18 protein-coding genes and 2 pseudogenes are annotated in these 22101 nt (G+C 73.5%); 7 read left to right on the plus strand and 13 right to left on the minus strand.

Annotation, left to right across the window (positions count from 1 at the left end):
* Nucleotides 1–30: 30 nt before the first annotated feature.
* Complete coding sequence (locus ABZX30_RS01780) at nucleotides 31–1257, plus strand: maleylpyruvate isomerase N-terminal domain-containing protein (protein WP_355927921.1); 1227 nt, start codon at nucleotides 31–33, stop codon at nucleotides 1255–1257.
* A 39-nt stretch (nucleotides 1258–1296) separates the two neighbouring features.
* On the opposite strand, the gene purU is transcribed toward ABZX30_RS01780, so the two are convergent.
* The gene (purU, locus tag ABZX30_RS01785; protein WP_355927513.1) at nucleotides 1297–2181 is read right to left on the minus strand and encodes a formyltetrahydrofolate deformylase; all 885 of its coding nucleotides are present in this window, start codon (nucleotides 2179–2181) and stop codon (nucleotides 1297–1299) included.
* A gap of 61 nt (nucleotides 2182–2242) precedes the next feature.
* Complete coding sequence (locus ABZX30_RS01790) at nucleotides 2243–2743, minus strand: hypothetical protein (RefSeq protein ID WP_355927515.1); 501 nt, start codon at nucleotides 2741–2743, stop codon at nucleotides 2243–2245.
* 117 nt (nucleotides 2744–2860) lie between these two features.
* On the opposite strand from ABZX30_RS01790, the gene ABZX30_RS01795 reads away from it, so the two are divergent.
* Nucleotides 2861–4171, plus strand: a complete 1311-nt coding sequence (locus tag ABZX30_RS01795) for an ABC transporter substrate-binding protein (protein WP_355927517.1) — start codon at nucleotides 2861–2863, stop codon at nucleotides 4169–4171.
* Nucleotides 4172–4190: 19 nt separating this feature from the next.
* On the opposite strand, the gene ABZX30_RS01800 is transcribed toward ABZX30_RS01795, so the two are convergent.
* Nucleotides 4191–5759 (minus strand): hypothetical protein, encoded by a 1569-nt coding sequence (locus tag ABZX30_RS01800; RefSeq protein ID WP_355927520.1) that lies wholly within the window; start codon nucleotides 5757–5759, stop codon nucleotides 4191–4193.
* A 200-nt stretch (nucleotides 5760–5959) separates the two neighbouring features.
* Nucleotides 5960–7345, minus strand: a complete 1386-nt coding sequence (locus ABZX30_RS01805) for a transcriptional regulator (protein ID WP_355927523.1) — start codon at nucleotides 7343–7345, stop codon at nucleotides 5960–5962.
* A gap of 268 nt (nucleotides 7346–7613) precedes the next feature.
* Here ABZX30_RS01805 and ABZX30_RS01810 point away from each other — a divergent pair, with 268 nt between their 5' ends.
* From ABZX30_RS01810 to ABZX30_RS01820, 3 genes and pseudogenes are all read left to right on the plus strand, one after another.
* Nucleotides 7614–8279 (plus strand): bifunctional DNA primase/polymerase, encoded by a 666-nt coding sequence (locus tag ABZX30_RS01810; protein WP_355927525.1) that lies wholly within the window; start codon nucleotides 7614–7616, stop codon nucleotides 8277–8279.
* A gap of 64 nt (nucleotides 8280–8343) precedes the next feature.
* Nucleotides 8344–8793 (plus strand): annotated as a pseudogene (locus ABZX30_RS01815) (ABC transporter ATP-binding protein); the annotation flags it as partial.
* A gap of 1 nt (nucleotide 8794) precedes the next feature.
* A pseudogene (locus tag ABZX30_RS01820) lies at nucleotides 8795–9019 on the plus strand (transporter); the annotation flags it as partial.
* A gap of 53 nt (nucleotides 9020–9072) precedes the next feature.
* Here the strand turns inward: ABZX30_RS01820 and ABZX30_RS01825 are convergent.
* Both ABZX30_RS01825 and ABZX30_RS01830 read right to left on the minus strand, forming a co-directional pair.
* Nucleotides 9073–9948 (minus strand): alpha/beta hydrolase, encoded by an 876-nt coding sequence (locus tag ABZX30_RS01825; protein ID WP_355927527.1) that lies wholly within the window; start codon nucleotides 9946–9948, stop codon nucleotides 9073–9075.
* A 444-nt stretch (nucleotides 9949–10392) separates the two neighbouring features.
* On the minus strand, nucleotides 10393–11085 hold the full coding sequence (locus ABZX30_RS01830) for a metal-dependent transcriptional regulator (protein ID WP_355927530.1): 693 nt from the start codon (nucleotides 11083–11085) through the stop codon (nucleotides 10393–10395).
* A gap of 240 nt (nucleotides 11086–11325) precedes the next feature.
* On the opposite strand from ABZX30_RS01830, the gene ABZX30_RS01835 reads away from it, so the two are divergent.
* Nucleotides 11326–12081, plus strand: a complete 756-nt coding sequence (locus ABZX30_RS01835) for an SIS domain-containing protein (RefSeq protein WP_355927531.1) — start codon at nucleotides 11326–11328, stop codon at nucleotides 12079–12081.
* A gap of 34 nt (nucleotides 12082–12115) precedes the next feature.
* Here ABZX30_RS01835 and ABZX30_RS01840 read toward each other — a convergent pair whose 3' ends face one another.
* Both ABZX30_RS01840 and pdxH read right to left on the minus strand, forming a co-directional pair.
* Nucleotides 12116–13507 (minus strand): PAS domain-containing protein, encoded by a 1392-nt coding sequence (locus ABZX30_RS01840; protein ID WP_355927534.1) that lies wholly within the window; start codon nucleotides 13505–13507, stop codon nucleotides 12116–12118.
* A gap of 475 nt (nucleotides 13508–13982) precedes the next feature.
* Complete coding sequence (gene pdxH / locus ABZX30_RS01845) at nucleotides 13983–14621, minus strand: pyridoxamine 5'-phosphate oxidase (protein ID WP_355927923.1); 639 nt, start codon at nucleotides 14619–14621, stop codon at nucleotides 13983–13985.
* A gap of 232 nt (nucleotides 14622–14853) precedes the next feature.
* On the opposite strand from pdxH, the gene ABZX30_RS01850 reads away from it, so the two are divergent.
* Nucleotides 14854–15954, plus strand: a complete 1101-nt coding sequence (locus ABZX30_RS01850) for a citrate synthase 2 (protein ID WP_355927537.1) — start codon at nucleotides 14854–14856, stop codon at nucleotides 15952–15954.
* Nucleotides 15955–16035: 81 nt separating this feature from the next.
* Here the strand turns inward: ABZX30_RS01850 and ABZX30_RS01855 are convergent, their stop codons facing one another.
* From ABZX30_RS01855 to ABZX30_RS01875, 5 genes are read right to left on the minus strand one after another with little or no spacing between them, the layout of a single operon-like run.
* Complete coding sequence (locus ABZX30_RS01855) at nucleotides 16036–16659, minus strand: TetR/AcrR family transcriptional regulator (protein WP_355927540.1); 624 nt, start codon at nucleotides 16657–16659, stop codon at nucleotides 16036–16038.
* Nucleotides 16647–17381 carry an enoyl-CoA hydratase family protein gene (locus ABZX30_RS01860; RefSeq protein ID WP_355927543.1) on the minus strand — a complete coding sequence of 245 codons (735 nt, stop codon included), beginning with the start codon at nucleotides 17379–17381 and terminating at the stop codon, nucleotides 16647–16649. The genes ABZX30_RS01855 and ABZX30_RS01860 overlap by 13 nt, the downstream gene beginning before the upstream one ends.
* A complete protein-coding gene (locus ABZX30_RS01865) occupies nucleotides 17378–19009 on the minus strand; it encodes a 4-coumarate--CoA ligase family protein (RefSeq protein ID WP_355927546.1) in 1632 nt (543 codons plus the stop codon). The genes ABZX30_RS01860 and ABZX30_RS01865 overlap by 4 nt, the downstream gene beginning before the upstream one ends.
* Before the next feature lie 60 nt (nucleotides 19010–19069).
* Nucleotides 19070–20230, minus strand: coding sequence for an acyl-CoA dehydrogenase family protein (locus ABZX30_RS01870; protein ID WP_355927549.1), 1161 nt, complete (start codon nucleotides 20228–20230; stop codon nucleotides 19070–19072).
* The gene (locus tag ABZX30_RS01875) at nucleotides 20227–22101 is read right to left on the minus strand and encodes a biotin carboxylase N-terminal domain-containing protein (protein WP_355927550.1); all 1875 of its coding nucleotides are present in this window, start codon (nucleotides 22099–22101) and stop codon (nucleotides 20227–20229) included. Before ABZX30_RS01875 ends, ABZX30_RS01870 begins: the two co-directional genes overlap by 4 nt.

A 22101-nucleotide genomic window follows, 5' to 3' on the forward strand; every position in this document is an offset into this window, starting at 1 on the left:
CCCGGCCGCGCCCCCGCTCCCCCGCCCCGCATACCGCTGCCCCGCGTCTCCGTCGAGGACAGCGGGCTGCCGCTGCCCGAACCGGACGAACTCCCGCCCCCGCCGCTGGAGCTGCCGCACGACGTCCTGAAGTCACTGCTCGGGGCGTGGGCGCTGGCCGCCTGCTCGGCCGCGGAGACGGCGGCCGTCGAGGCACACCTGGGCGAGTGCGGCCCGTGCGCGGAGGAGGCGCTGCGGCTGCGCGGGGCGGTGGGCCTGCTGCACCGGCCCGAGAGCCTCGACCTGGACCCCGGGCTGCGCACCCGCGTCCTGCGGAGCTGTCTGGACCGGCGTCCCCCGCTCGTCCCGGTACCGGACTGGGCGGCACCGTACGACGCCGAGACCGCGCGCCTGGACGCGCTGCTGCAGGACTTCGGGGACGCGGAGTGGCACGCCCCGGTACGGCTGCGGTGGTTCGCGCGGGACGCGGCGACGAGCCGCCGCACCACCGTCGCCGGGGTCATCGCGCACCTGCTGTCCGTCGACGGACTGGTGGCGGCGGCACTGGGCCTTCAGGACCCGCTGGCCGAGGCGGGCACCGCCGTGGACGCCGCCGCGGGCACCGCCGCGGGCACCGGGAGGCCGGCCGGGCCCGCCGCCCGCACCGAGACCTTCTGGCGCGCCTCCCGTTTCCCGCCCACCCGGGCCGTGCGGGCGCCGTGGCGCGAGCAGAGCCACCACCTGGTGCGGACGGTCTCCTTCACCGGCGGCGGTACCGGGGAACGCCCGGTGCCCTACGGCGACTTCACGCTGCCGCTGCACGACGCGATGCTGGACCGGGCCTTCGAGTGCTGGGTGCACGCCGAGGACATCGCGGAGGCCGTGGACTACCCCTACGGGCCGCCCGCGCCCCGCCATCTGCACGCCATGATCGACCTGGCGGCCCGCACGCTGCCCACCGTCCTGGCCGCCCGGCGCCGCGCGGGCCTGGCCGCCCCCGCCGCCACCCGGCACCTGGTCACGGCGGGCACACCGGGCCGCAGCCTGCGCCTGGAGATCGAGGGCTCGGGCGGCGGCGAGTGGCTGATCCCACTGGACTCCCCCGCCGCGCCGGTCTCCGCCGACCACGAGGTCGCCCATGTCGCCCTCGACGGCGTCGAGTTCTGCCGCCTCGCAGCGGGCCACGTGTCTCCGACGGAGGCGGCGGCGGGTCAGCTCGGCGACCGGGACGCCATCAGGGACGTCCTGTTCGCCGCGGCGTCATTGAGCCGGATGTAGCCGGGGGCCGCAAGGACGACGGGAATGGTCAGACAGGCCCTAGGCGAACACCACCGTGCGCCGCCCGTTCAGCAGGATCCGCCGCTCCGCATGCCACTTGACGGCCCGCGCCAGCGCCTGGCACTCCACGTCCCGGCCTACGGCGACGAGCTGGTCCGGTGTCACGTCGTGCCCGACGCGCTCGACCTCCTGCTCGATGATCGGTCCCTCGTCGAGGTCGGCGGTGACGTAGTGCGCGGTCGCCCCGATCAGCTTCACACCCCGGGCGTGCGCCTGGTGGTACGGCTTCGCGCCCTTGAAGCTCGGCAGGAAGGAGTGGTGGATGTTGATGATCCGCCCGCTGAGCGCCTTGCACAGGTCGTCGGAGAGGACCTGCATGTAGCGGGCCAGCACCACCAGTTCGACCTTCTCCTCGCGCACGATCTCCAGCAGCCGTGCCTCGGCCTCCGGCTTGGTGTCCTTCGTCACGGGGATGTGGTGGAAGGGGACGTGGTAGGACCCCACCAGCTCTTCGAAGTCGGTGTGGTTGGACACCACCGCCGCGATCTCCACCGGCAGCGCCCCGGTCCGCGCCCGGAAGAGCAGGTCGTTCAGGCAGTGCCCGAACCTGCTGACCATGAGGACGATGCGCATCTTCTCGTCGGCCCGGTTGATCTGCCATTCCATGTGGAAGGAGTCACCGATCGCCGTGAAGCTCGCCCGCAGCTTGTCCACCGTCACCGGGGCCTCCGCCGCGAAGTGGACCCGCATGAAGAACAGTCCCGTGTCGCGGTCGCCGAACTGCTGGCTGTCCTCGATGTTGCAGCCGGTCATGAACAGGTAGCTCGACACGGCGTGCACGATGCCCTGCTTGTCCGGGCAGGAGAGCGTGAGGACGTACTGGTCGGCGGGGGCCGCCACGGCTCGGGTGGACTGCTCGTTCATGCCCCACAGGGTCCCATACCCGCCCCGTCCGGCGGACGGCCGTCCGCCCACCGGACCCCGGTTACGCGGTCCTCGTCATGATCCGCAGCACCTCGAGGGTGCGCGGCGGCGCGTCCGGGTCCTCCCCGTCGCTCGCCGCCATCCGGACGTGCGCGTCCCGCGCCGCCCGCACGGCCTCCGGCCACCCGTGGTGGTCGAGATAGGCGGCCACCGGGGCGTCCGGTCCCACCTGGTGCATGATCCGCAGCACCCGCAGCACGGCCGTGTCGACCAGCGCCGCCTCCTGCGAGTCCCGGAAGATCGTCCCGACGTACTTCTCGGCCGACCAGTTGTCCAGCCAGGTGTCCTCGACCAGCCGGTACACGGCGTCGGTGACGTCGCCGTACCCGTCGACACCCGCCAGCCAGACGTCCCGCTGGAACACCGGATCGGAGAGCATGTGCAGCGCCGAGCGCACGTTGCTGCGCCAGCGCCACCACGGCATGTCGTTCAGGGGCATGCCGCCCATGGTGGACGAGCGGCGGCCGCGACGGGAAGTGTTCTCCGAACCTTGCACGGTCATCGATCGTACGTTCCCAGTCCACGTGTTCCCACCGGCCCCCGCAATTCACCCGCGCGTCACCGCCCGTTGACCGACGGTCACTTCCAGGTTAGCGCTGTGCCGGAATCGTGCGTGTCCATGACCGGCAGGCGACGCACCCGCAGCACCTTCCTCCGCTTCCTCCACCGGCCCGTGAGAGGCGCCGCGCTCTCCACCGGCGCACTGGCCGCGTGCGTGTCGCTGACCGCCGGATGCGGGGTCGTCCCCGGCGTCACGGGGGACTCCGGGGACGGCCCGGTCACGGTCATGACCTGGGCGCCGGACGGCACCGACGCCACCAACAAGCCGGGCATGCCCGCCATGGCCCGTGCCTACGCCCGCTGGATCAACGCGCGCGGCGGCATCGGCGGCCGCAAGCTGAAGGTCCTGACCTGCAACGACCACAACGACTCCATAGGCGCCGCGCGGTGCGCCCGGCGGGCGGCCAAGGAGGACGTGGTGGCGGTCGTCGGCTCCTACAGCCAGTTCGGCGACTCCTACTTCGCCCCGCTGGAGGGCGCCGGAATCCCCTACATCGGCGGCTACGGCGCGACGAACGAGGAGCTCACCCGCGCCTACTCCTACCCCGTCAACGGCGGCCAGCCTGCGCTGCTGGCCGGTCTCGGCAAGGCACTCGCCGGGAACTGCGGTCCGGTCGCCCTGGTCCGCCCCGACAGCATCGCCGGCGACGAACTGCCGGCCGTCCTGGACGCGGGCCTGAAGGCCGGCGGCCACGCGGAGGCGGACGACCTGCTCGCGGCCGAGGACGCCACCGAGTACGGCACCATGTCGGACCGGGCCCTGAAGGCGGCGACCGCCGACCCGGCGAAGAAGGGCTGCGTGGTGCCCGCGCTCGGCGACCGCAACGACACCTTCATGGACTCCTTCCGGCGCGCCCGCGAGGACCACCCGGCGGTGCGGACCGCGACCGTCATGGGCAGCGTCGACCAGACGACGATCAACGCGACGGGCGGCGCGTCGGGGCCGTACGAGGGGGCGTACATCACGGGCTGGTACCCGGTGGCCTCCGACCCGCGCTGGGACCGGATGAAGAAGGTGATCAACGAGGAGGCCTTCGGCGACAACCGCATCGACCCCGCGGACGCCGGGGTGCAGACCACCTGGATCGCCTACACCGTCCTGAAGGCCGTCCTGGAGCGGATCGGCACCGGCTCCGTCACCGCCGACACCGTGCGGCGCACCCTCGACCACGGCATCGCGGTGGGCACGGGCGGCCTCACGCCCACCCTGGAGTGGCCCCGGTCCGGCAAGCTCGCCGCCATCGGTCTGACCCGGCTGGTCAACGCCGACGTGACCCTCCAGGTGGTCCGGGACGGCCGGCTGGTCACGGCGGGCCGGAGCGGGACCGTCGACGTCACCGGGACGCTGGAGAAGGCGGACATCGGCTGACGCCCGCCCCCCCGGCGGGTCAGAGCTGGGTCGGCTGGCGCTGGGTGAGGCCGTACTTCTTCGCGATCGCGTTCCACAGCCCCGCGGCCTTGACCTTCTGCGCGCTGGCGGTGGTGCTGTCCCGGTTGCCCGCCAGGGTCTCGCCGGTGCCGCGGGCCTGGCCCCTCTTGCAGCCCTTGCGGCCCGAGACCTGGTCGGCCCACGCCGCGTAGTGGTTGTCGGCCGACGCCGAGGCCTGCCAGGCCTTGGTGAGCGCGCTCGTCAGCTCGGCGTTGCCCGGCAGTTGGTCCACGGACAGCTTCGACAGACGGGTGACCAGGCCGGTGCGCTGCTTGGCGGCGTCCCGCAGGTCGGAGGCGGCCTCGTCCAGGTTCTTGCAGGCCCGCACGTCGCCCACCGCGTTGATCACCGAGGCACGGCTGTCGCCGCTGTCGGCGAGCAGTTTGTCGAGGGCGACGGCCTGCCCGCGGGCGGGGTCACCGGCGGCGGACGAGGAGCCCCCGGTGGCGGGTGCCGACGCGGCGACGGTCTTGCCGTCGTCGTTGCCGCCACCGCCGCCGCCCCCGCCGAGCAGGGCACCCGCGCCGATGCCGAGCACGGCGATGCCGACGCCGACGGCCGCGATCAGCGGCACCTTCGACCGGCTACGGCCTCCCCGGCCGCCCTCGTCGCCCCCGCCCCCGGTCCCGCGGCGCCCGCCGCCCGGGCCCTGCGGGGTGTAGGCGGGCTGCGGTTCCTGGATGCGCGGCATCTGCTGCGTGGCCCCGGCGGGGCCGTCGCCGCCCGCGTCGCCGCGGAAGAGGTTGTCGAACTCGGCGGGCGGCTGCCGGTCCCCGCCGGGCGCGCCGGTGTACGGCGGGATGTACTGCGTGGCCTCGGCGTCCGGGTGCGGCGCGGCGGGCTGCGGTCGTGCCGCCCGGCCCAGGTACCGCGTCTCCTCGGCTCCCGTCTCGGGCGGCAGCGCGCCCTGGGCCACGGGCGGTATGTACTGGGTCGCGCCCTCGTCCACCGGCACCGGCGCGGATCCGGGGACGACCGGGGGCAGGTACTGGGTGGCGCCCTCGTCGGCCGGCGCGGATCCCGGGGCGACCGGCGGGAGGTACTGGGTGGCGCCCTCCGCGGCGTGGGGCACCGGGGCGCCCTGCCCGGCGGAGCCGTACCCCTCGCCGTACCCCTGGTGATGCGGTGCCTGGCCCCCGTAGGAGGGCGCGGGGGCGCCCTCCGGGGGAAGCGGGCCCACGCCCGCGGTGTCCGGGGCCTGGTGGGCCCACGCGGCGGGCTGCTCCGGTGGCGGCCACTCCTGGGCGGGCGCCTGGGGCCAGGGCCGGTCCTGCTGGGACGGCTGCTGCGGCTGCGGCTGCTGGAAGTGCTGCTGCTGGGGGTGCTGCTGCTGGGGGTGCTGCTGCTCGGGGCCCCACGGCCCGCCCCAGGACTGACCGGCCGGGGGCTGCGCCGCCGGGGCGGCCGGGTGCGGGACGGGCCCGCCCGTCATGCCCGGCAGCAGGGGTTCGCCACCGTCCGAGGGCAGCACGATGCCTTCGCGCGCGGGCCGCGCCGAGGGCTCCTCGCCCTGTCCACTCTGCGTCACCGGGACTCCTACGTTTGGGGGACCTTCGCAACGTCGGCTCACGCTACCGGGTCCCCTGAGCCTGGTGCCACGCAGCTCAGGGCCTGACCTGCCGCCCTGTGACGGCGGTAACAAACCCGCCCCGCGGCGCGCGGTCGCTGTGATCTCTCCCACGCGACCGGCCAGTTGGCCGGGCGTTCACGCGCCCGCGGGGTCTGCGTTCACGCGGCCTGCTGCAACTCCAGCCGCGCGCCGAACTCCCGCACCACCGCCTCCTCCCGGTACGGCTCCAGGCGCTGCTGGAAGTCCTCCAGGTACTCCGCGCCGCGGTTGGAGCGGAGCGTCTCCAGGAGTTCGACCGCCTTCATACCGGTGCTGCAGGCCTGTTCGACCTCACGCTGCTGCACCTGGGCCGTGGCGAGCAGCACATAGCCGATCGCCCGCCGCCGCGCCCGCGTCTCGGGGTGCCCGGCGAGGGACTCCTCGGCGTACCGGGCCGCCGCCTCGGCCTGTCCCAGGTCGCGGTGACAGTGCGCCAGTTCGTCGGCGAGGTAGGCCTCGTCGAAGTGCGCGATCCACGCCGGGTCGTCCCCGGAGTCGGCGTCGGCCCGGTCCATGGCCGCCACCGCCCGCCCGGACGCCTGCTGGGCGGCGCGCGCATCGCCCAGCAGGGCGTGCCCGCGTGCCTCCGCCGCGTGGAACATGGCCTCCGCGCGTGGAGTCACGCGACCGCGCGCCCCTTCCTGCGCCGCCCTCGCCAGCTGCGCGATCTCCCTCGGGTTCCCGAGCTGCGCGGCGAGGTGGCTCATGGAGGCCGCGAGGACGTAGCCGCCGTAGCCGCGGTCGCCCGCCGCCTGCGCCAGCCGCAGGGACTGGATGTAGTAGCGCTGGGCCAGCCCCGGCTGCCCGGTGTCCACCGCCATGTACCCGGCGAGTTCGGTCAGCCGGGCCACCGCGGCGAACAGGTCGCGGCCGACGGCCTCCCGGTAGGAGCCGGCGAGCAGCCCGGAGACGACGCTGTTGAGGTAGTGCACGACCACCGGGCGCACGTGCCCGCTGCCGTACTGGTGGTCCAGGTCGGTCAGCGCCTGGGTCATCGCGCCGACCGCCGCCACGTCGGACTGTCCCACCCGCGGACCCGCCGAGCGCGCCACCTGCGCGTCCGGCGCCGAGATCAGCCAGTCCCGACTGGGCTCGACCAGCGCGGAGGCGGCGACCGAGGAACCGGAGAGGAAGTCCCGGCGGCCCACGTCGCTGCGCCACAGCTCGCAGACCTGCTCGATGGCCCCCAGTACCGTCGGCGAGAACTGGAGGCCCACGCCGGAGGCGAGGTTCTTGCCGTTGGCCATGCCGATCTCGTCGATCGTGACCGTACGGCCGAGTTTGCGTCCGAGAGCCTCGGCGATGATGGCGGGCGCGCGTCCGCGCGGCTGCTGTCCGCGCAGCCAGCGGGCCACGGACGTCTTGTCGTACCGCAGGTCGAGGCCGTGCTCGGCGCCGCACATGTTGACCCGGCGGGCGAGCCCGGCGTTCGAGCACCCGGCTTCCTGGATGAGCGCCTGCAACCGTTCGTTCGGCTGCCGCGCGACGAGTGGCCTGGCGGCCATGGATACCCCCTGGCGAAGCGAAAAGATCCGGCCGAGAAGATCAATGCCCAGCGGAGATGACGAAAATGCGAGGCATGCGAGGATTGCCGGGGCGTTCGGGCAGCTGCGGCCCCATCCCTGGCTACCCACCCCAAGCCCCGCTTCCTCCCGCGCGCCCCCGCACATGCACCCATGCGCCCCAGCAGCGGAATCGGTGCTCCTCCCCCGCGCGCGGTCCGAGGACGGGGCCCGCCCGTAACCACAGGTGGGTGCGGGAGTTGAGTGGGGCGTGGAAGAAACGATCGCGGGTGCCCAAGCCAGTCCGACTGCCGGTCAGATTCCCCAGCAGCGCGGGGAATCACTGCTGGAGACCGCCGTTCGCTACGTCGAGGAGCGCCACTGGGAAGTGTTCCCCGGCTCCTGGCTGGAAGCCGTCGACGGGGGGCAGCGCTGCTCCTGCGGCGAGGCCGCCTGCCCTGCGCCCGGGGCGCATCCCGCACGGCCGGACTGGGTGACGCAGGCGACCGGGAGCGCGACCGTCGCGCGCCGGATGTGGCAGAAGCAGCCGACGGCGTCGATCCTGCTGCCGACCGGGCGGACGTTCGACACGCTGTCCGTCCCGGAGACCGCCGGGTTCCTCGCCCTCGCCCGGATGGAACGGATGGAGCTCACCCTCGGGCCGGTGGCCCACGCCCCCGACCGGCGGATGCACTTCTTCGTGCTCCCGGGGGCCCTGGTGAAGGTGCCGGAGCTGGTGCGCAGGCTCGGCTGGGCGCCGGGGGCGCTGGACCTGGTCGCGCTCGGCGAGGGGGGCTACGTCGCCGCGCCCCCGACCCGCTTCGGCTCGCGCGGCGCGGTCCAGTGGGCGCGCCGGCCCACCCACGCCAACCGGTGGCTGCCCGACGCGGAGCAGTTGATCTCGCCCCTGGCCTACGCCTGCGGACGCGACCGCTGACGCCGCACCCCCGTAGTGTTCTTGTAGGGCCGATGATGCAGAGGCAGGTGCGGTCGCCGTCCGTTTGCGGGGGCTGTGGAAGTGGTTCGGACAGCAGGTCGCCGTGGGCGGGATCGACCTGGAGCTGCCCGCGGGGCAGTTCATCGGACTGGTCGGGCCCAACGGGGCGGGGAAGACCACCACGCGCTCCATGGTGACCGGACTGCTGCGGCCCGACGAGGGGTCAGTGGAGGTCGTCGGGCACGACGTGTGGCGGGACCCGGTCGCCGTGAAGGCCCGGATCGGGGTGCTGCCCGAGGGCCTGCGGCTGTTCGAGCGGCTGTCGGGAGGGGAACTGCTCGGGTACGCGGGGCGGCTGCGGGGACTGCCGGGGGCCGAGGTGGACCGGCGGGCGGAGCAGTTGCTGGACGTGCCCGACCTGGCGGGCGCCCGGCACAGACTCGTCGTCGACTGCTCCACCGGCATGCGCGAGAAGATCGGGCTCGCCGCGGCGCTCCTCCACGACCCGGAAGTGCATCTCGATCTTCGGCGGCATGGTCGGCGCGGCCCTGCTGTGCGCGCCGGTCGTCGCGGTGACGATCTGGCTGAACGTCACCGCGCGCGGCGACGCGTGGACCCGGCTCCTGCTGCCGCTGGGCACCGCCTACGGCACGGGGATCACCTGGGCGGGCCTGCGCCTGGCGGCCCCCCGCACCGCGGCGAGGCTCCCGGAGATCCTCACCGCGGTGAGCAAGGGCTGACGGCAGCCCTCCGGCACGCGGTGCCCGCGCCCGCGTCCCGGGGGCGCGGGCGCTCAGGCCCCGAGCACACCGTCGAGGAACGGCTCGACAGCGCCCCGCCAGGCCTCCGGCTGGTCATGGTGGACGAGGTGACCCGCGTCCGCGACCTCCGCGTACCGCCCGCGCGGCAGCACACGGACCATCTCCTGCGCCTCCGCACGCCCCAGCTCCCCGTCGACCCCGCGCACGACCAGTGCGGGGCACCCGACCTGCGCGAGCTCCTCCCAGTGGGCGTCGTACACCCAGGCCTCGCGGGACGTGAGCATGTGGTCGAGCTCGAAGACGGGGCGCCAGCCGTCCGGCGTCTCGTGCATGACCTCCGCGTAGAACGCCCCGCGGCGCGGGTTCGGCCGCTCCACCCAGGGGTCGTCCTCACCGAACCACTTGCGTACGTCGGCGAGCGTGGCGAAGGGCACGGGCCAGGAGCTGAACCAGTCGGCCCACTCGCGCTGCGAGGCCCCGCCGAGCGCGGAGGCCCGCATGTCGCAGATGATCAGACCGCGCACCAGATCGGGGCGCTTGGCGGCGAGCTGCCAGGCGGTCAGCGCGCCCATGGCATGGCCGATGAGGACGGCGGGCGCGAGCCCGAGCTGCTCGACGGCGGCCTCGGCGTCCTCGGTGTACGCGTCGCGGGTGTAGGCGGCCGGTGAGGGCTTGTCGCTCTGGCCGTGGCCGCGCTGGTCCAGCGCGACGGCGCGATGCCGCTCGGAGAGCCAGCGGGCGGTGGAGGCCCAGTGCGAGGCGCGGCCCATCAGGCCGTGCAGTAACAGCACGCCGGGCCGCGTCCGGTCGGACTCCGCGGCGGCCGGGTCGCCCTTGGGAGGGTCCGCGAACTCCCAGGCGGCGAGCCGTACGCCGCCCGCTCCCGTCACATCGATGCGCCGTGCCATGGGTCTGGCCCCCCTAGCTCCGCTCGGACACCCGCACACTATCGAATAGCTATTCGAAAATTCCGTCCCGGCGGTCAACACCCCTCTAACGAGTGACACCTCGCAAGGAATGATCGCCGCCGCCCAGGGGATCTTCTTCTGCGGGGGGCGGACCGCTCGGGGAAACCGGTCCGCGGGGAATGACCCTGAGAGCTCGGGGCTCCGGGTCAGCACAGGGGAGGACAGGCCCCGGCGCGAGACAGCGCCGGGGCCATCCCCTTGTCCGCGGCCGCATCCTCCCCGCCCCCTCAGGTCATATGCCTCGCGGCACAGCCTGGCACGCGAAAGGTCCGCGCGCTGCCATTCGGCCCAGACCGCCTCGGCACCACCCGCCGGACCCGCCGCTTCCGGACGGACCGGCGCTCACCGGAGAACCGCCGCCCCCCGGCGAAGGACCACCGCGGATCAGCGCTTCGCCACGAACACGTGGGAGGCCACGTCCGCCTCCAGCTCGGCCGCCTCACCACCGCTGCCGACCAGCACCCCACCCGCCGCCTGGGTGACGCTCACCACCGAACCGGGCTGCACACCGGCCCGGCGCAGCGTGTACATCAGCTGCGCGTCCGTCTGGATGGGCTCGCCGATCCGCCGCACCACGACCGTCTTGCCGTCAGCGCCCGGCTCGAGGTCGGCCAGCGACACCATGCCCTCGTCCAGGAACGGATCGGCACCGTCCTTCTCCCCCAGCTCCTCCAGGCCCGGGATCGGGTTGCCGTACGGCGACTCCGTCGGGTGACGCAGCAGCTCCAGCACGCGGCGCTCCACGGCCTCGCTCATCACGTGCTCCCAGCGGCACGCCTCCGCGTGCACCTGCTCCCACTCCAGCCCGATCACGTCGACCAGCAGGCACTCCGCGAGCCGGTGCTTGCGCATCACCCGCGTGGCCAGCCGGCGCCCCTCGTCGGTCAGCTCCAGATGCCGGTCACTGGCCACCGACACCAGACCGTCGCGCTCCATCCGCGCCACCGTCTGGCTCACCGTCGGCCCACTCTGGTCGAGCCGCTCGGCGATCCGGGCGCGCATCGGGACCACGCCTTCCTCCTCGAGCTCGAGGATGGTGCGGAGATACATCTCCGTGGTGTCGATCAGTCCGGACATACGTGCCCCTCGATTGCTTCTGCCGGAAGCTCACCGCTCACCGGCGCGTGCGCTGGCCCTGGACTCAATTCTGACGCATACCACCGACAACCGTGCCGTGCCGCCGGAACCACGTCCCGCCGCGCACGCCCGCCCGGGGCCCGTTCCACGGCACCGCCCCGCCCGCCGTCCCCGTATTGACAGCACACTGGTCCAGACCGCACGGTGATCCGCGACACAGATGCCGCGAAGGGGCACCGCATGACCGACGGTACGCCGGCCGACCAGTTCCTGGACTCCGCCATCGCCCTGCTGCGCCGGGTCAGGGAGGAGGAACCCCGGGCCATCACCGCCGCCGGAGAACTCATCGCCGACACCGTCGAGGCGGGCGGCCGGCTGTTCGCCTTCGGCGCCGGCCACTCCTCGCTCGCCGCACAGGACGTCGTCTACCGCGCCGGCGGCCTCGCCCTGATGAACCTGCTCGCCGTCCCCGGGGTGGTGGGCGTGGACGTCGTCCCCGCGACCCTCGGCTCCGCCCTCGAACGCGTCGACGGCCTCGCCGCCGCCGTCCTCGGCACCTCGCCCCTGCGGGCCGGCGACACCCTCGTGATCGTCTCGCTCTCCGGCCGCAACGCCCTCCCCGTCGAGATGGCCCTCCACGCCCGCGCCCTCGGCGTCCACGTCATCGGCGTGACCTCGCTCGCCTACACCACCGGGACCACGTCCCGGCACACCTCCGGAACCTTCCTGAAGGACCACTGCGACATCGTCCTCGACTCCAAGATCGCGGTCGGTGACGCCGAGCTCACCCTCGACTCCGTCCCCGCCCCCTTCGCCCCCGCCTCCACCGTCGTCACCACCGCCCTCCTCCAGGCGGTCATGGCCACCGCGGCCACCACCCTCGCCGGCCGGGGCGTCGAACCCCCGCTGCTGCGCTCCGGCAACGTCGACGGCGGCCACGAGTGGAACAGCCGGGTCATGGAGCGGTACGGCGACCGGATCTTCTACCGGCACTGAGCGCGGCACCGGCACCGGGCGTGACGGACGGCGTTCACTTCTCCCCGGCCGCGCCCGTCAGCCCGGCCAGGTCCAGCGCCGCCGCGATCCGCACCGCCACGTCCTCCGCGTACGCCGCGTCCGACCGCTCGAAACGGCTCCGGCCACGCCCCCGCAGGAACGTCACCACGCCCAGCGTCCGCCCCCGGCTGCGCAACACCGCGCACAGCGCGTGCACGCTGTCGGCGGGCCACTGCCGGGCCAGCGCCCACTCCCGGCTCCGCTCGGCGGGCACCTCACCGGCATCCGTCCGCACCGTCCCGGCCCGCTCCGCGCACTGCAGCGCGGGATGCCCCTCCTCGTACCGCACGGGCAGCCCCGCCGCCCCCGCCGGCAGGCTCGGCCCCGGAGCCCCCGACGGCGTGGCCGCGAGCCGCACCAGCCGCACCGGCGCGGACGCCTCCGCCTCCGGAGCACCCGCGACCCGGTCGATCAGGGCGTGGTCGGCGAACCCGGCCAGCGCGAAGTCCAGATGAACCGTGGCCGCCTCCGCCGGGTCCTCGCACTCGGCCGCCGCGCGCGCCGCCCGGTGCAGCTGATTGCCGCGGAAGCGCAGCAGCGCCGCCTCCTGCTCACCCTGCTTGGCCTCGGTGACGTCCTGGAACATCCAGCTCACCCCGAGCGGCACCGGCTCTTCCGCCAGCGGCGACGCCAGCCGCAGGAACCAGCTGCGCCAGCACCTGCGCCGCTCGCCCTCCGCGGTCCGCACGCCCACCCACATCTCGGCGGGCGCCGGCGGCGCGCCCTCGGCCAGCACGTGCGTCAGCGCGCCCTCCAGCTCCTCCACCCCCTGCGAGAGCAGCTCCCCTATCGGCCGCCCCAGCACGGAGGTGCGCCCGATCCCCATCGCGCGCGCCGCGTGCGCGTTCACCACGGCCGGCCTGAGGTCGGCGTCGACCAGCACGACCCCCCACGAGGCGTCCTCGAACAGCGCCTCGCTCAACGCGATGGACCGCTCCAGATCGATCTGCGTGTGCACCTCGCTGAACGCGCAGTACACCCCCGCGGGCCTGCCGTCCGGCCCGCGCACGGCGGCCGACTGGGTCCGCACCAGGACCCGGCCGCCGTCCTTCGTCACCAGCGCGAACTCATGCACCTGCCGTCCCGGAGCCCGCATGGCCGACAGCAGCCGCCCCTCGACCTCCTCGGCGTCGGCGGTACGCACCGCCCAGCCCGCGAACCCCTTCCGGCCCACCGCCTCCGCGGCCGTCCAGCCCAGGATCCGCTCCGCCTCACGGTTCCAGTGCGTGACCACACCGTCCGCGTCGAAGGCGCACAGGGCCGCGTCCATCCCGTCCAGCAGGGCGGCGAGCAGATCGGATCCATCCCGCTCGGGCTCGCCGGGCCCCAGCTCATCGGTGGTCCCACTACGCCGGGAAGCACTCACCTGGACCCCCTGCAGGCTGCGTCCGCGGTTACGGCACGAAGGTTCGTTCACTCACCTTCATTCAACTCGAACGTGACGCAGCGCACACGTGGTTCTCACAAGATTGAAGGAATTGTTGTAGATCAACCGCGCCTACCGTGAGCCTGCCCAGCCCGAGGCAGGTCCACGCGTCGCCGTCCTCGGCACCGCCTCGGAAAAAAACGGTTGATCGGGCGCCGAGCGGTTCTTAGGGTGTGGAGCACACGAGAAGGGAGGTGGTTCGGCAGATGTATGACAACCGGACGCGTGAGGTGGCTGCGGGCTAGCGGCCCGTCACCCATGTGCGGTGCCGGACCGGCACGCGAGACGCGTGCAGCCGGCCAATCCCAAGCAGTCACCCGACCCGCGAGCTCGCCGGTACGTCCGGCCGGCTCCCCCGCCGTACGGCGGAGGACCCGAGCTCGCGGGTCGTCTGCGTTCCGGGCCCCCGGGGCCGTCAGGGACCGAGCCGCTCCACCCGCCAGCCGCCCTCCGGCCCGGCCACGTACCGCAAACGGTCGTGCAGGCGGTTCGCCCGGCCCTGCCAGAACTCCACCGACCGCGGCACGACGCGGAAACCGCCCCAGTTCGGCGGGACCGGCACCTGCTCGCCCTCGGGGTAGCGGGCGCTGAGCTCGGCGTAGGAGGCGTCCAGTCCGGCGCGGCCGGTGATCACCGAGGACTGGGCGCTGGCCCAGGCGCCGAGCTGGGAGCCGTGCGGGCGGGTGCGGAAGTAGGCGGCCGTCTCGTCGCGGCCGATGCGGTGGGCGGTGCCGGTGACGATGACCTGGCGGGCGATCGGGTGCCAGGGGAAGAGCAGGGAGACGTGCGGGTTCTGCGCGAGGTCGCGGGCCTTGCGGGAGTCGTAGTTGGTGAAGAACACGAAGCCGTGGGCGTCGTACTGCTTCATCAGGACCGTACGCGAACCGGGGCGGCCCGCGGCGTCCGCGGTGGAGACGACCATGGCGTTCGGCTCGTACAGCGTGCCCTGGAGGGTCGCCTGTGCCGCGTCCTCGAACCAGCGGGAGAACTGGTCCATCGGGTGCGGCGCCAGCTCGTGCTCGTCGAGGCCCTCCGCCCGGTACTGCTTGCGCATGGCGGCGGGGTCACGGAAGGTGTCACGGTCGGTCGCGTCACGGTCGTCCACGGGCTCATCCTGCCGTATCCCCCTGCCGTGCCTCCCGCCGTGCCGCGTGGCACTCAGTGCCGTACGGTCTCCCCAAAGGTGGCACTCACCGATATCGTTCGAGTGGGACCGTGGAACCGTGACGGCTCATGCGCCGCAGAGCTCACGCCGACCTCACGCACATCTCACAAGGAGCCGCCTGATGTCCGACTTCGTACCCGGGCTCGAAGGAGTCGTCGCGTTCGAGACGGAGATCGCCGAACCGGACAAGGAGGGCGGCGCCCTGCGGTACCGGGGCGTCGACATCGAGGATCTGGTCGGCCACGTCTCGTTCGGGAACGTCTGGGGGCTGCTGGTCGACGGCGCCTTCAACCCCGGCCTGCCGCCCGCCGAGCCCTTCCCCATCCCCGTGCACTCCGGCGACATCCGCGTCGACGTGCAGTCCGCGCTCGCCATGCTCGCCCCCGTGTGGGGCCTCAAGCCGCTCCTCGACATCGACGAGCAGCAGGCCCGCGACGACCTGGCCCGCGCCGCCGTGATGGCCCTGTCGTACGTCGCCCAGTCCGCACGCGGCCAGGGTCTGCCCATGGTGCCGCAGCGGGAGATCGACAAGGCGCACTCCGTCGTCGAACGGTTCATGATCCGCTGGCGCGGCGAGCCGGACCCCAAGCACGTCGCCGCCGTCGACGCCTACTGGACCTCGGCCGCCGAGCACGGCATGAACGCCTCCACCTTCACCGCCCGGGTCATCGCCTCCACCGGCGCCGACGTGGCCGCCGCCCTGTCCGGCGCGGTGGGCGCCATGTCGGGGCCGCTGCACGGCGGCGCCCCCTCCCGTGTGCTGCACATGATCGAGGAGATCGAGCGGACCGGGGACGCCGAGGCCTACGTCCGGCACGCCCTGGACCGCGGCGAGCGGCTGATGGGCTTCGGGCACCGGGTGTACCGGGCGGAGGACCCCCGCGCGCGCGTGCTGCGGCGCACCGCCCGCGAGCTGGGCGCGCCCCGCTTCGAGATCGCCGAAGCGCTGGAGAAGGCGGCCCTGGAGGAGCTGCACCACCGGCGCCCGGACCGGGTGCTGGCCACGAACGTGGAGTTCTGGGCGGCGATCATCCTGGACTTCGCCGAGGTCCCGGCGCACATGTTCACCTCGATGTTCACCTGTGCCCGCACGGCCGGCTGGTCGGCCCACATCCTCGAGCAGAAGCGCACGGGGCGGCTCGTGCGCCCCTCCGCGCGCTATGTGGGGCCGGGCTCGCGCGGCCCCCAGGAGATCGAGGGCTACGCGGCCATCGCGCACTGAGGCCGGGCAGCTCCGCGGGACGCCGTTCGGCGGCCGGCGGGGCGGCCGGGTCACCGGTGACGCCGGGCGCGGGCCGCGTGGTCAGCCCAGCGTCTCGTCCAGCACCTTCACCCACTGCGCCACGACCCGCTCCCGTCGCCCCCGGTCGTCGGTGAGGAGGTTGGCGAGGCCGAGGCCGCGGGCCATGTCGAGGAGGCCCTGGACGGTTTCCCGTGCTCCCGGGCGGGACTCGTCCGCGCCGAGCAGTTCCACGGCGATCCGGTGGGTCTCGCGTCCGACGCGGGCCTCGAGTTCCGTGACGCGGGGGCGGAGCTGGTCCTCGTCACAGGCGGCGACCCAGAGGTGCAGGGCGGCGCGGAAGAGGGGGCCGGTGTAGAGGCCGACGAGGGCGGAGACGACGGCGCGGCGGTCGGTGGGGCCGTCGGGGAAGAGGGCGCGCAGGGCGGTGGAGCGTTCCTCGGCGACGTATTCGACGGCGGCCGTGAAGAGGTCCTCGCGGGTGCGGAAGTGGTGCTGGGCGGCGCCTCGGGAGACTCCGGCGCGTTCGGCGACGGCGGCGACCGTGGAGCCGGCCCAGCCGTGTTCGGCGAGGCAGGCCACGGCGGCCTCCAGGAGCCGCTGCCGGGTGGCCCGGCTGCGGTCCTGTTTGGGGAGGCGTTCGTCGACGCGTTCGGCTTGTCGTTCGTCCGTGCTCACACTGCCCATGAGGGATCCCGTCGTTCCAGGAAGGCCGTCATCCCCTCGCGGGCCTGCGGGGAGGAGAACAGCCGGGCCGAGAGCGCGGTGAGGTCGGCCGCGTCCCGGTCGAAGGCTTCCAGCACCTTAGCCGTGAGCAGCTGTTTGGTCTCGGCCAGGCCCTGCGGCGAGGAGCGGCGCAGGCCGTCCAGGATGGGTTCCAGTACGGCGTCGACGTCGTCGCCGGCCGCGGTGAGCAGGCCGGTCCGTACGGCTTCGGCGGCGTCGAAGCGGGCGCCGGTGAGGTAGTGGCGGGCCAGTGCGCGCGGGTCCGTGCGGGGCAGGACGGTGAGGGAGATGACGGCCGGGGCGACTCCGATGCGTACTTCGGTGAAGGCGAAGTCGGACCGGGTCGACGCGACGGCGAGGTCGCAGGCGGCGAGCAGGCCGAGGCCGCCGGCGCGGACGTGCCCGGTGATCCGGGCGAGGACGGGTTTGCGCAGGGTGACGATCTGCCGGAGCAGGCCGACCAGGGCGTCGGGGTGGGGCGGGTCGCGCAGGTCGGCGCCCGCGCAGAAGGTGGAGCCGGTGTGGGTGAGGACGACGGCCCGTACGCCGGCGTCCCCGGCGCAGTCCGTGAGCGCGTCCGCGAGTTCGCCGACGAGCGCGGCGGACAGCGCGTTGCGGGTGTCCGCCGAGTCGAGGCTGAGCGTCTCGATCTCACGCGCGTGTGTGCGTCCGATCAGCGTCATGCTTCCTCACTGGCTTCGGAGGATCCGGAGGGTCCGGAGGATCCGGAGGGTCCCGGGCGTACGGGGAGTTCCCGCAGTTGCCGGCGGAGGATCTTGCCCGAGGCGGCCCGGGGGACTCCTTCGACGAAGGTGACGCGGCGGACGCGTTTGTAGGGGGCGACGCGTTCGGCGACGTGCATCATGACCTCGGCCTCGGTGAGACCGGTCGCGGTCGGCCGGCGGACGACGAAGGCGTGCGGGATCTCGTTGCCCTCGTCGTCGCGGGCGCCGACGACGGCGGCGTCCGCGATCTCGGGGTGGGTCAGGAGCAGGGCTTCCAGCTCGGCCGGGGCGACCTGGAAGCCCTTGTACTTGATGAGTTCCTTCACCCGGTCGACGACGAACAGCCAGCCGTCGGCGTCGACGCGACCGACGTCGCCGGTGTGCAGCCAGCCGTCGCGGTCGATCATCGCGGCGGTGGCGTCGGGCCGTCCCAGGTAGCCCTTCATGACCTGGGGTCCGCGGATGAGGATCTCGCCGGGTTCACCGGTACCGAGGTCCTTGCCGGGGTCATCGAGGGAGACGATCCGCATCTCGGTGCCGGCGATGAGCCTGCCGACGGTGCCGGGGGGCGCGTCCCGCATGGCGTCGAGGGGGACGACGTGGGTGCCGGGGGAGAGTTCCGTCATGCCGTAGGCCTGGCCGACCGGTGGCAGGCCGAGGCGCGCGGAGCAGGCGGCGGCGAGGTCGGCGTCCAGGGGTGCGGCGGCGCTGATGATGTACTTCAGCGACGACAGGTCGTAGTGGGCGACGGCCGGGTGCTTGGCCAGGGCGAGCACGATCGGCGGGGCCACGTAGAGGCCGGTGATGCGGTGGGTCTGGATGGCCGCGAGGAAGCTCTCGAGTGCGAAACGCGGCAGGACGACGACGGTGGCGCCCTTGCGCAGGGGTGCGTTCATCAGGGCGGTGAGCCCGTAGATGTGGAAGAAGGGCAGGACGGCGAGGATGCGGTCGCCGGGACCGGCGGGGACGGGCGGGTCGAGCTGGGCGAGGTTGGTGGCGATCTGCCGGTGGGTGAGCATCACGCCCTTGGGGGTGCCGGTGGTGCCGGAGGAGTAGGGCAGGGCGGCGATGTCCTCGGCGGGGTCGATGTCCACGGCCGGCTCGGGTGCGGTCGTGGCGAGCATGTCGATGAGGGAGCGGTGTCCGCTCGCGGTGTCACAGACGAATATCTCCGCTGTGCCGCCGGCGAGTTCGGCGGCCCGGCGGGCGGACTCCAGCAGCGGTGAGACGGTGACGATCCAGCGGGCGGCGGAGTCCCGCAGCTGCTTGGCGAACTCCTCCGGCGTGGCGAGCGGGTGCACGGTGGTGACGGTGGCACCCGCGCGCGTGGCGGCGTAGAAGGCGGTCGGGAAGGCGATGGTGTTGGGGCTGTGCAGGGCGAGGACGTCGCCCTTGCCTATCCCGGCGTCGGCGAGGGCGGCGGCCAGGCGGCGGTGGAAGCGGTCGAGTTGTTCGTAGGTGAGGGTGGTGCCGTCGGTGCCGTCGACGAGGGCGGGCAGGCCGCCGAACTCGGCGGCGTGGCCCAGGACGGCTTCGTGGATGGGCAGGTCTACGGCCGGGACGTCTGCGTACTCGCTGCGGAACACGGTTCCTCCTCGCGCGACGGTGTGCTGCGCCGTGGGTGCCGAAGACGGCCCAGGGGCGGTCTAGTACGACTTGGGCAGGCCCAGGGTCTGGTGGGAGACGTAGTTGAGAATCATCTCCCGGCTCACCGGGGCAATACGAGACACGCGTGCGGCCGTTATCAGCGAGGCGAGGCCGAATTCCCGGGTGAGGCCGTTCCCGCCGAGGGTGTGCACGGCCTGGTCGACGGCCTTCACGCAGGCTTCCGCGGCCGCGTACTTGGCCATGTTGGCGGCCTCGCCCGCGCCGATGTCGTCGCCGGTGTCGTAGAGGTGGGCGGCCTTCTGCATCATCAGGCGGGCCAGTTCGAGGTCGATGTGCGCCTGGGCGAGGGGGTGGGCGATGGCCTGGTGGGCGCCGATGGGGCTCTTCCAGACGGTGCGGTCGCGGGCGTACGCGACGGCGCGGGCGAGCGCGTAGCGGCCCATCCCGACGGCGAAGGCGGCGGTCATGATGCGTTCGGGGTTGAGCCCGGCGAACAGTTGCAGCAGCCCGGCGTCCTCGTCGCCGACGAGCGCTTCGGCGGGCAGCCGTACGTCGTCCAGGACCAGTTCGAACTGCTTCTCCGAGGCGGTCAGTTCCATGTCGATGGGCCGGCGGGTGAAGCCCTCGGTGTCGCGCGGGACGATGAACAGGCAGGGCTTGAGGCGGCCGGTGCGGGCGTCTTCCGTGCGGCCGACGATCAGGACGGCGTCCGCGATGTCGACGCCGGAGATGAACACCTTGCGGCCGGTGAGCAGCCAGGCGTCGCCGTCGCGGCGGGCGGTGGTGGTGATGCGGTGGGAGTTGGATCCGGCGTCGGGTTCGGTGATGCCGAAGGCCATCCTGCGGGTGCCGTCGGCGAGACCGGGCAGCCAGGTCCTCTTCTGCTCCTCGGTGCCGAAGCGGGCGATGACGGTCCCGCAGATGGCCGGGGAGACGACGAGCATGAGCAGGGGGCAGCCGCTGGCGCCCAGTTCCTCCAGGACGATGGCGAGTTCGGCGATGCCGCCGCCTCCGCCCCCGTACTCCTCGGGGAGGTTCACGCCGAGGTAGCCGAGCTTTCCGGCGTCGGCCCAGAGTTCGTCGGGGTGGCCGCCGCCGGCGACGACCCGGGTGACGTAGTCACGGCCGTAGCGCCGGCCGAGCGCGGACACCGCGGCCCGCAGGGCCTTGTGCTCCTCGGTTTCCAGGGTGGCATTCACTTGTCCTGAACCTCCTCCTGTACGACCTGTACGACCTGTACGACGGCGAGCAGGGTGCCGACCTCCACCTGTTGTCCGGGCACGGCGTGCAGGGACGTGAGGGTGCCGGTGGCCGGTGCCGCGATGCGGTGCTGCATCTTCATCGCCTCCAGCCAGACCAGGGGTTCTCCGGCCTGGACGGCAGCTCCCTCGGCCAGGCTCTCGGCGACGCGGACGACCGTGCCGGGCATGGGGGCGAGGAGGGAACCGGGGGCGTGGTGGGCGGTGGGGTCGGGGAAACGGGGCAGGGCGGTGAGGGCGGTGGCGCCCACGTGGATCCGGTCACCGCCGTAGCGGGCCACCTCGAACTTCCGCTGGACGCCGTCCACTTCGAGTACGACGAGCCGCGCGTCCGCGTGCACGACGCGGACCCCGTCCGCCGTCAGGCCGTGGCGTGTGTGCCGGTAGCGGACCTCGTGCTCCTCGCCGGCCATCAGGTAGCGCTTGGTCTGCGGCTGGGACGGCAGGTTGCGCCAGCCGCCGAAGCGGGAGCGGCCGTGGGCGTCGGCGAGGGCGGCGGCCAGGGGGGCGTACGGGTCGGGGACGGGCGGGGTGAGGCCGGTGAGGTGGCGGTCGTAGAAGCCGGTGTCCATGCGGCCCGTGGCGAACTCCTCGTGCCGCAGGGAGCGGGCGAGGAGGTCGCGGTTGGTGACCGGGCCGTGGATCTCCGCCCGGTCCAGGGCGCCGGCCAGGGCTCGGATCGCCTCCGCGCGGGTGGGGGCGTGGGCGACGACCTTGGCGAGCATCGGGTCGTAGTGGACGCCGATGGGGTCGCCGTCGGTGTAGCCGGTGTCGAGGCGGACGCCCTCGGGTACGGCGAGGCGGTGCAGGGTGCCGGTCTGCGGGGCCCAGTCGCGGGCGGGGTCCTCGGCGTAGAGACGGGCCTCGATCGCGTGGCCGTGCGCGCGGGGCGGCTCGGCGTCCAGGGTGTGACCCTCGGCGACGCGGATCTGCAGGGCGACGAGGTCGATGCCGAACACGACTTCGGTGACCGGGTGTTCGACCTGGAGGCGGGTGTTCATCTCCAGGAAGTGGGCCTTGCCGTCGGCGACCAGGAACTCGACGGTGCCCGCGCCGGCGTAGGAGACGGAGCGGGCGGCACGCACCGCCATCTGGTACAGCTCGTCGGTGAGCCGGGAGTCCAGCCCCGGGGCCGGGGCCTCCTCGACGACCTTCTGGTGGCGGCGCTGCAGGGAGCAGTCCCGCGTGCCGAGCGTCCACACCGTGCCGTGGCTGTCGGCGAGGACCTGCACCTCGACGTGCCGCCCGTTCTCCACGTACGGCTCGACGAAGACCTCACCGTCGCCGAAGGCGCTCGCCGCCTCCGCGCGCGCGGCGGCCAGTTCGGCGTCCAGGTCGGCGAGGTGCCGCACGATGCGCATGCCGCGTCCGCCGCCGCCCGCCGCGGCCTTCACCAGGACCGGCAGGTCGGCCTCGGTGACCTCGCCCAGCGGCGCGAGGCCCATGAGTTCCTTGGCGCGCGTCTTGGACGCCATCGCCTCGATGGCCTCGGGCGACGGTCCGATCCAGGTCAGGCCGGCGTCCAGGACGGCACGCGCGAAGCCGGCGTTCTCGGAGAGGAAGCCGTACCCCGGGTGCACGGCGTCGGCGCCCGCCGCCACGGCGGCCTTCACGATCAGGTCGCCGCGCAGGTACGTCTCGGCGGGCGCCGCGCCCGGCAGTCGTACGGCCGTGTCGGCCACGCGCGCGTGGAGGGCGCCCTCGTCGGCGTCCGAGTGCACGGCGACCGTCCGGATCCCCAGCTCACGGCAGGTACGGAAGACACGGCAGGCGATCTCGCCGCGGTTGGCGACGAGCACAGAAGTGATCAC

Source organism: Streptomyces sp. NPDC004542 (assembly GCF_040610035.1).
Classification (GTDB): domain Bacteria; phylum Actinomycetota; class Actinomycetes; order Streptomycetales; family Streptomycetaceae; genus Streptomyces.

What these genes read in the sequence shown, in the direction of transcription:
- purU (WP_355927513.1), bottom strand. Translation starts at nt 2,181, where the DNA reads ATGAACGAGCAGTCCACCCGAGCCGTGGCGGCCCCCGCCGACCAGTAC.
- ABZX30_RS01790 (WP_355927515.1), bottom strand. Translation starts at nt 2,743, where the DNA reads ATGACCGTGCAAGGTTCGGAGAACACTTCCCGTCGCGGCCGCCGCTCG.
- ABZX30_RS01795 (WP_355927517.1), top strand. Translation starts at nt 2,861, where the DNA reads ATGACCGGCAGGCGACGCACCCGCAGCACCTTCCTCCGCTTCCTCCAC.
- ABZX30_RS01805 (WP_355927523.1), bottom strand. Translation starts at nt 7,345, where the DNA reads ATGGCCGCCAGGCCACTCGTCGCGCGGCAGCCGAACGAACGGTTGCAG.
- ABZX30_RS01825 (WP_355927527.1), bottom strand. Translation starts at nt 9,948, where the DNA reads ATGGCACGGCGCATCGATGTGACGGGAGCGGGCGGCGTACGGCTCGCC.
- ABZX30_RS01830 (WP_355927530.1), bottom strand. Translation starts at nt 11,085, where the DNA reads ATGTCCGGACTGATCGACACCACGGAGATGTATCTCCGCACCATCCTC.
- ABZX30_RS01835 (WP_355927531.1), top strand. Translation starts at nt 11,326, where the DNA reads ATGACCGACGGTACGCCGGCCGACCAGTTCCTGGACTCCGCCATCGCC.
- pdxH (WP_355927923.1), bottom strand. Translation starts at nt 14,621, where the DNA reads ATGCGCAAGCAGTACCGGGCGGAGGGCCTCGACGAGCACGAGCTGGCG.
- ABZX30_RS01850 (WP_355927537.1), top strand. Translation starts at nt 14,854, where the DNA reads ATGTCCGACTTCGTACCCGGGCTCGAAGGAGTCGTCGCGTTCGAGACG.
- ABZX30_RS01855 (WP_355927540.1), bottom strand. Translation starts at nt 16,659, where the DNA reads ATGGGCAGTGTGAGCACGGACGAACGACAAGCCGAACGCGTCGACGAA.
- ABZX30_RS01860 (WP_355927543.1), bottom strand. Translation starts at nt 17,381, where the DNA reads ATGACGCTGATCGGACGCACACACGCGCGTGAGATCGAGACGCTCAGC.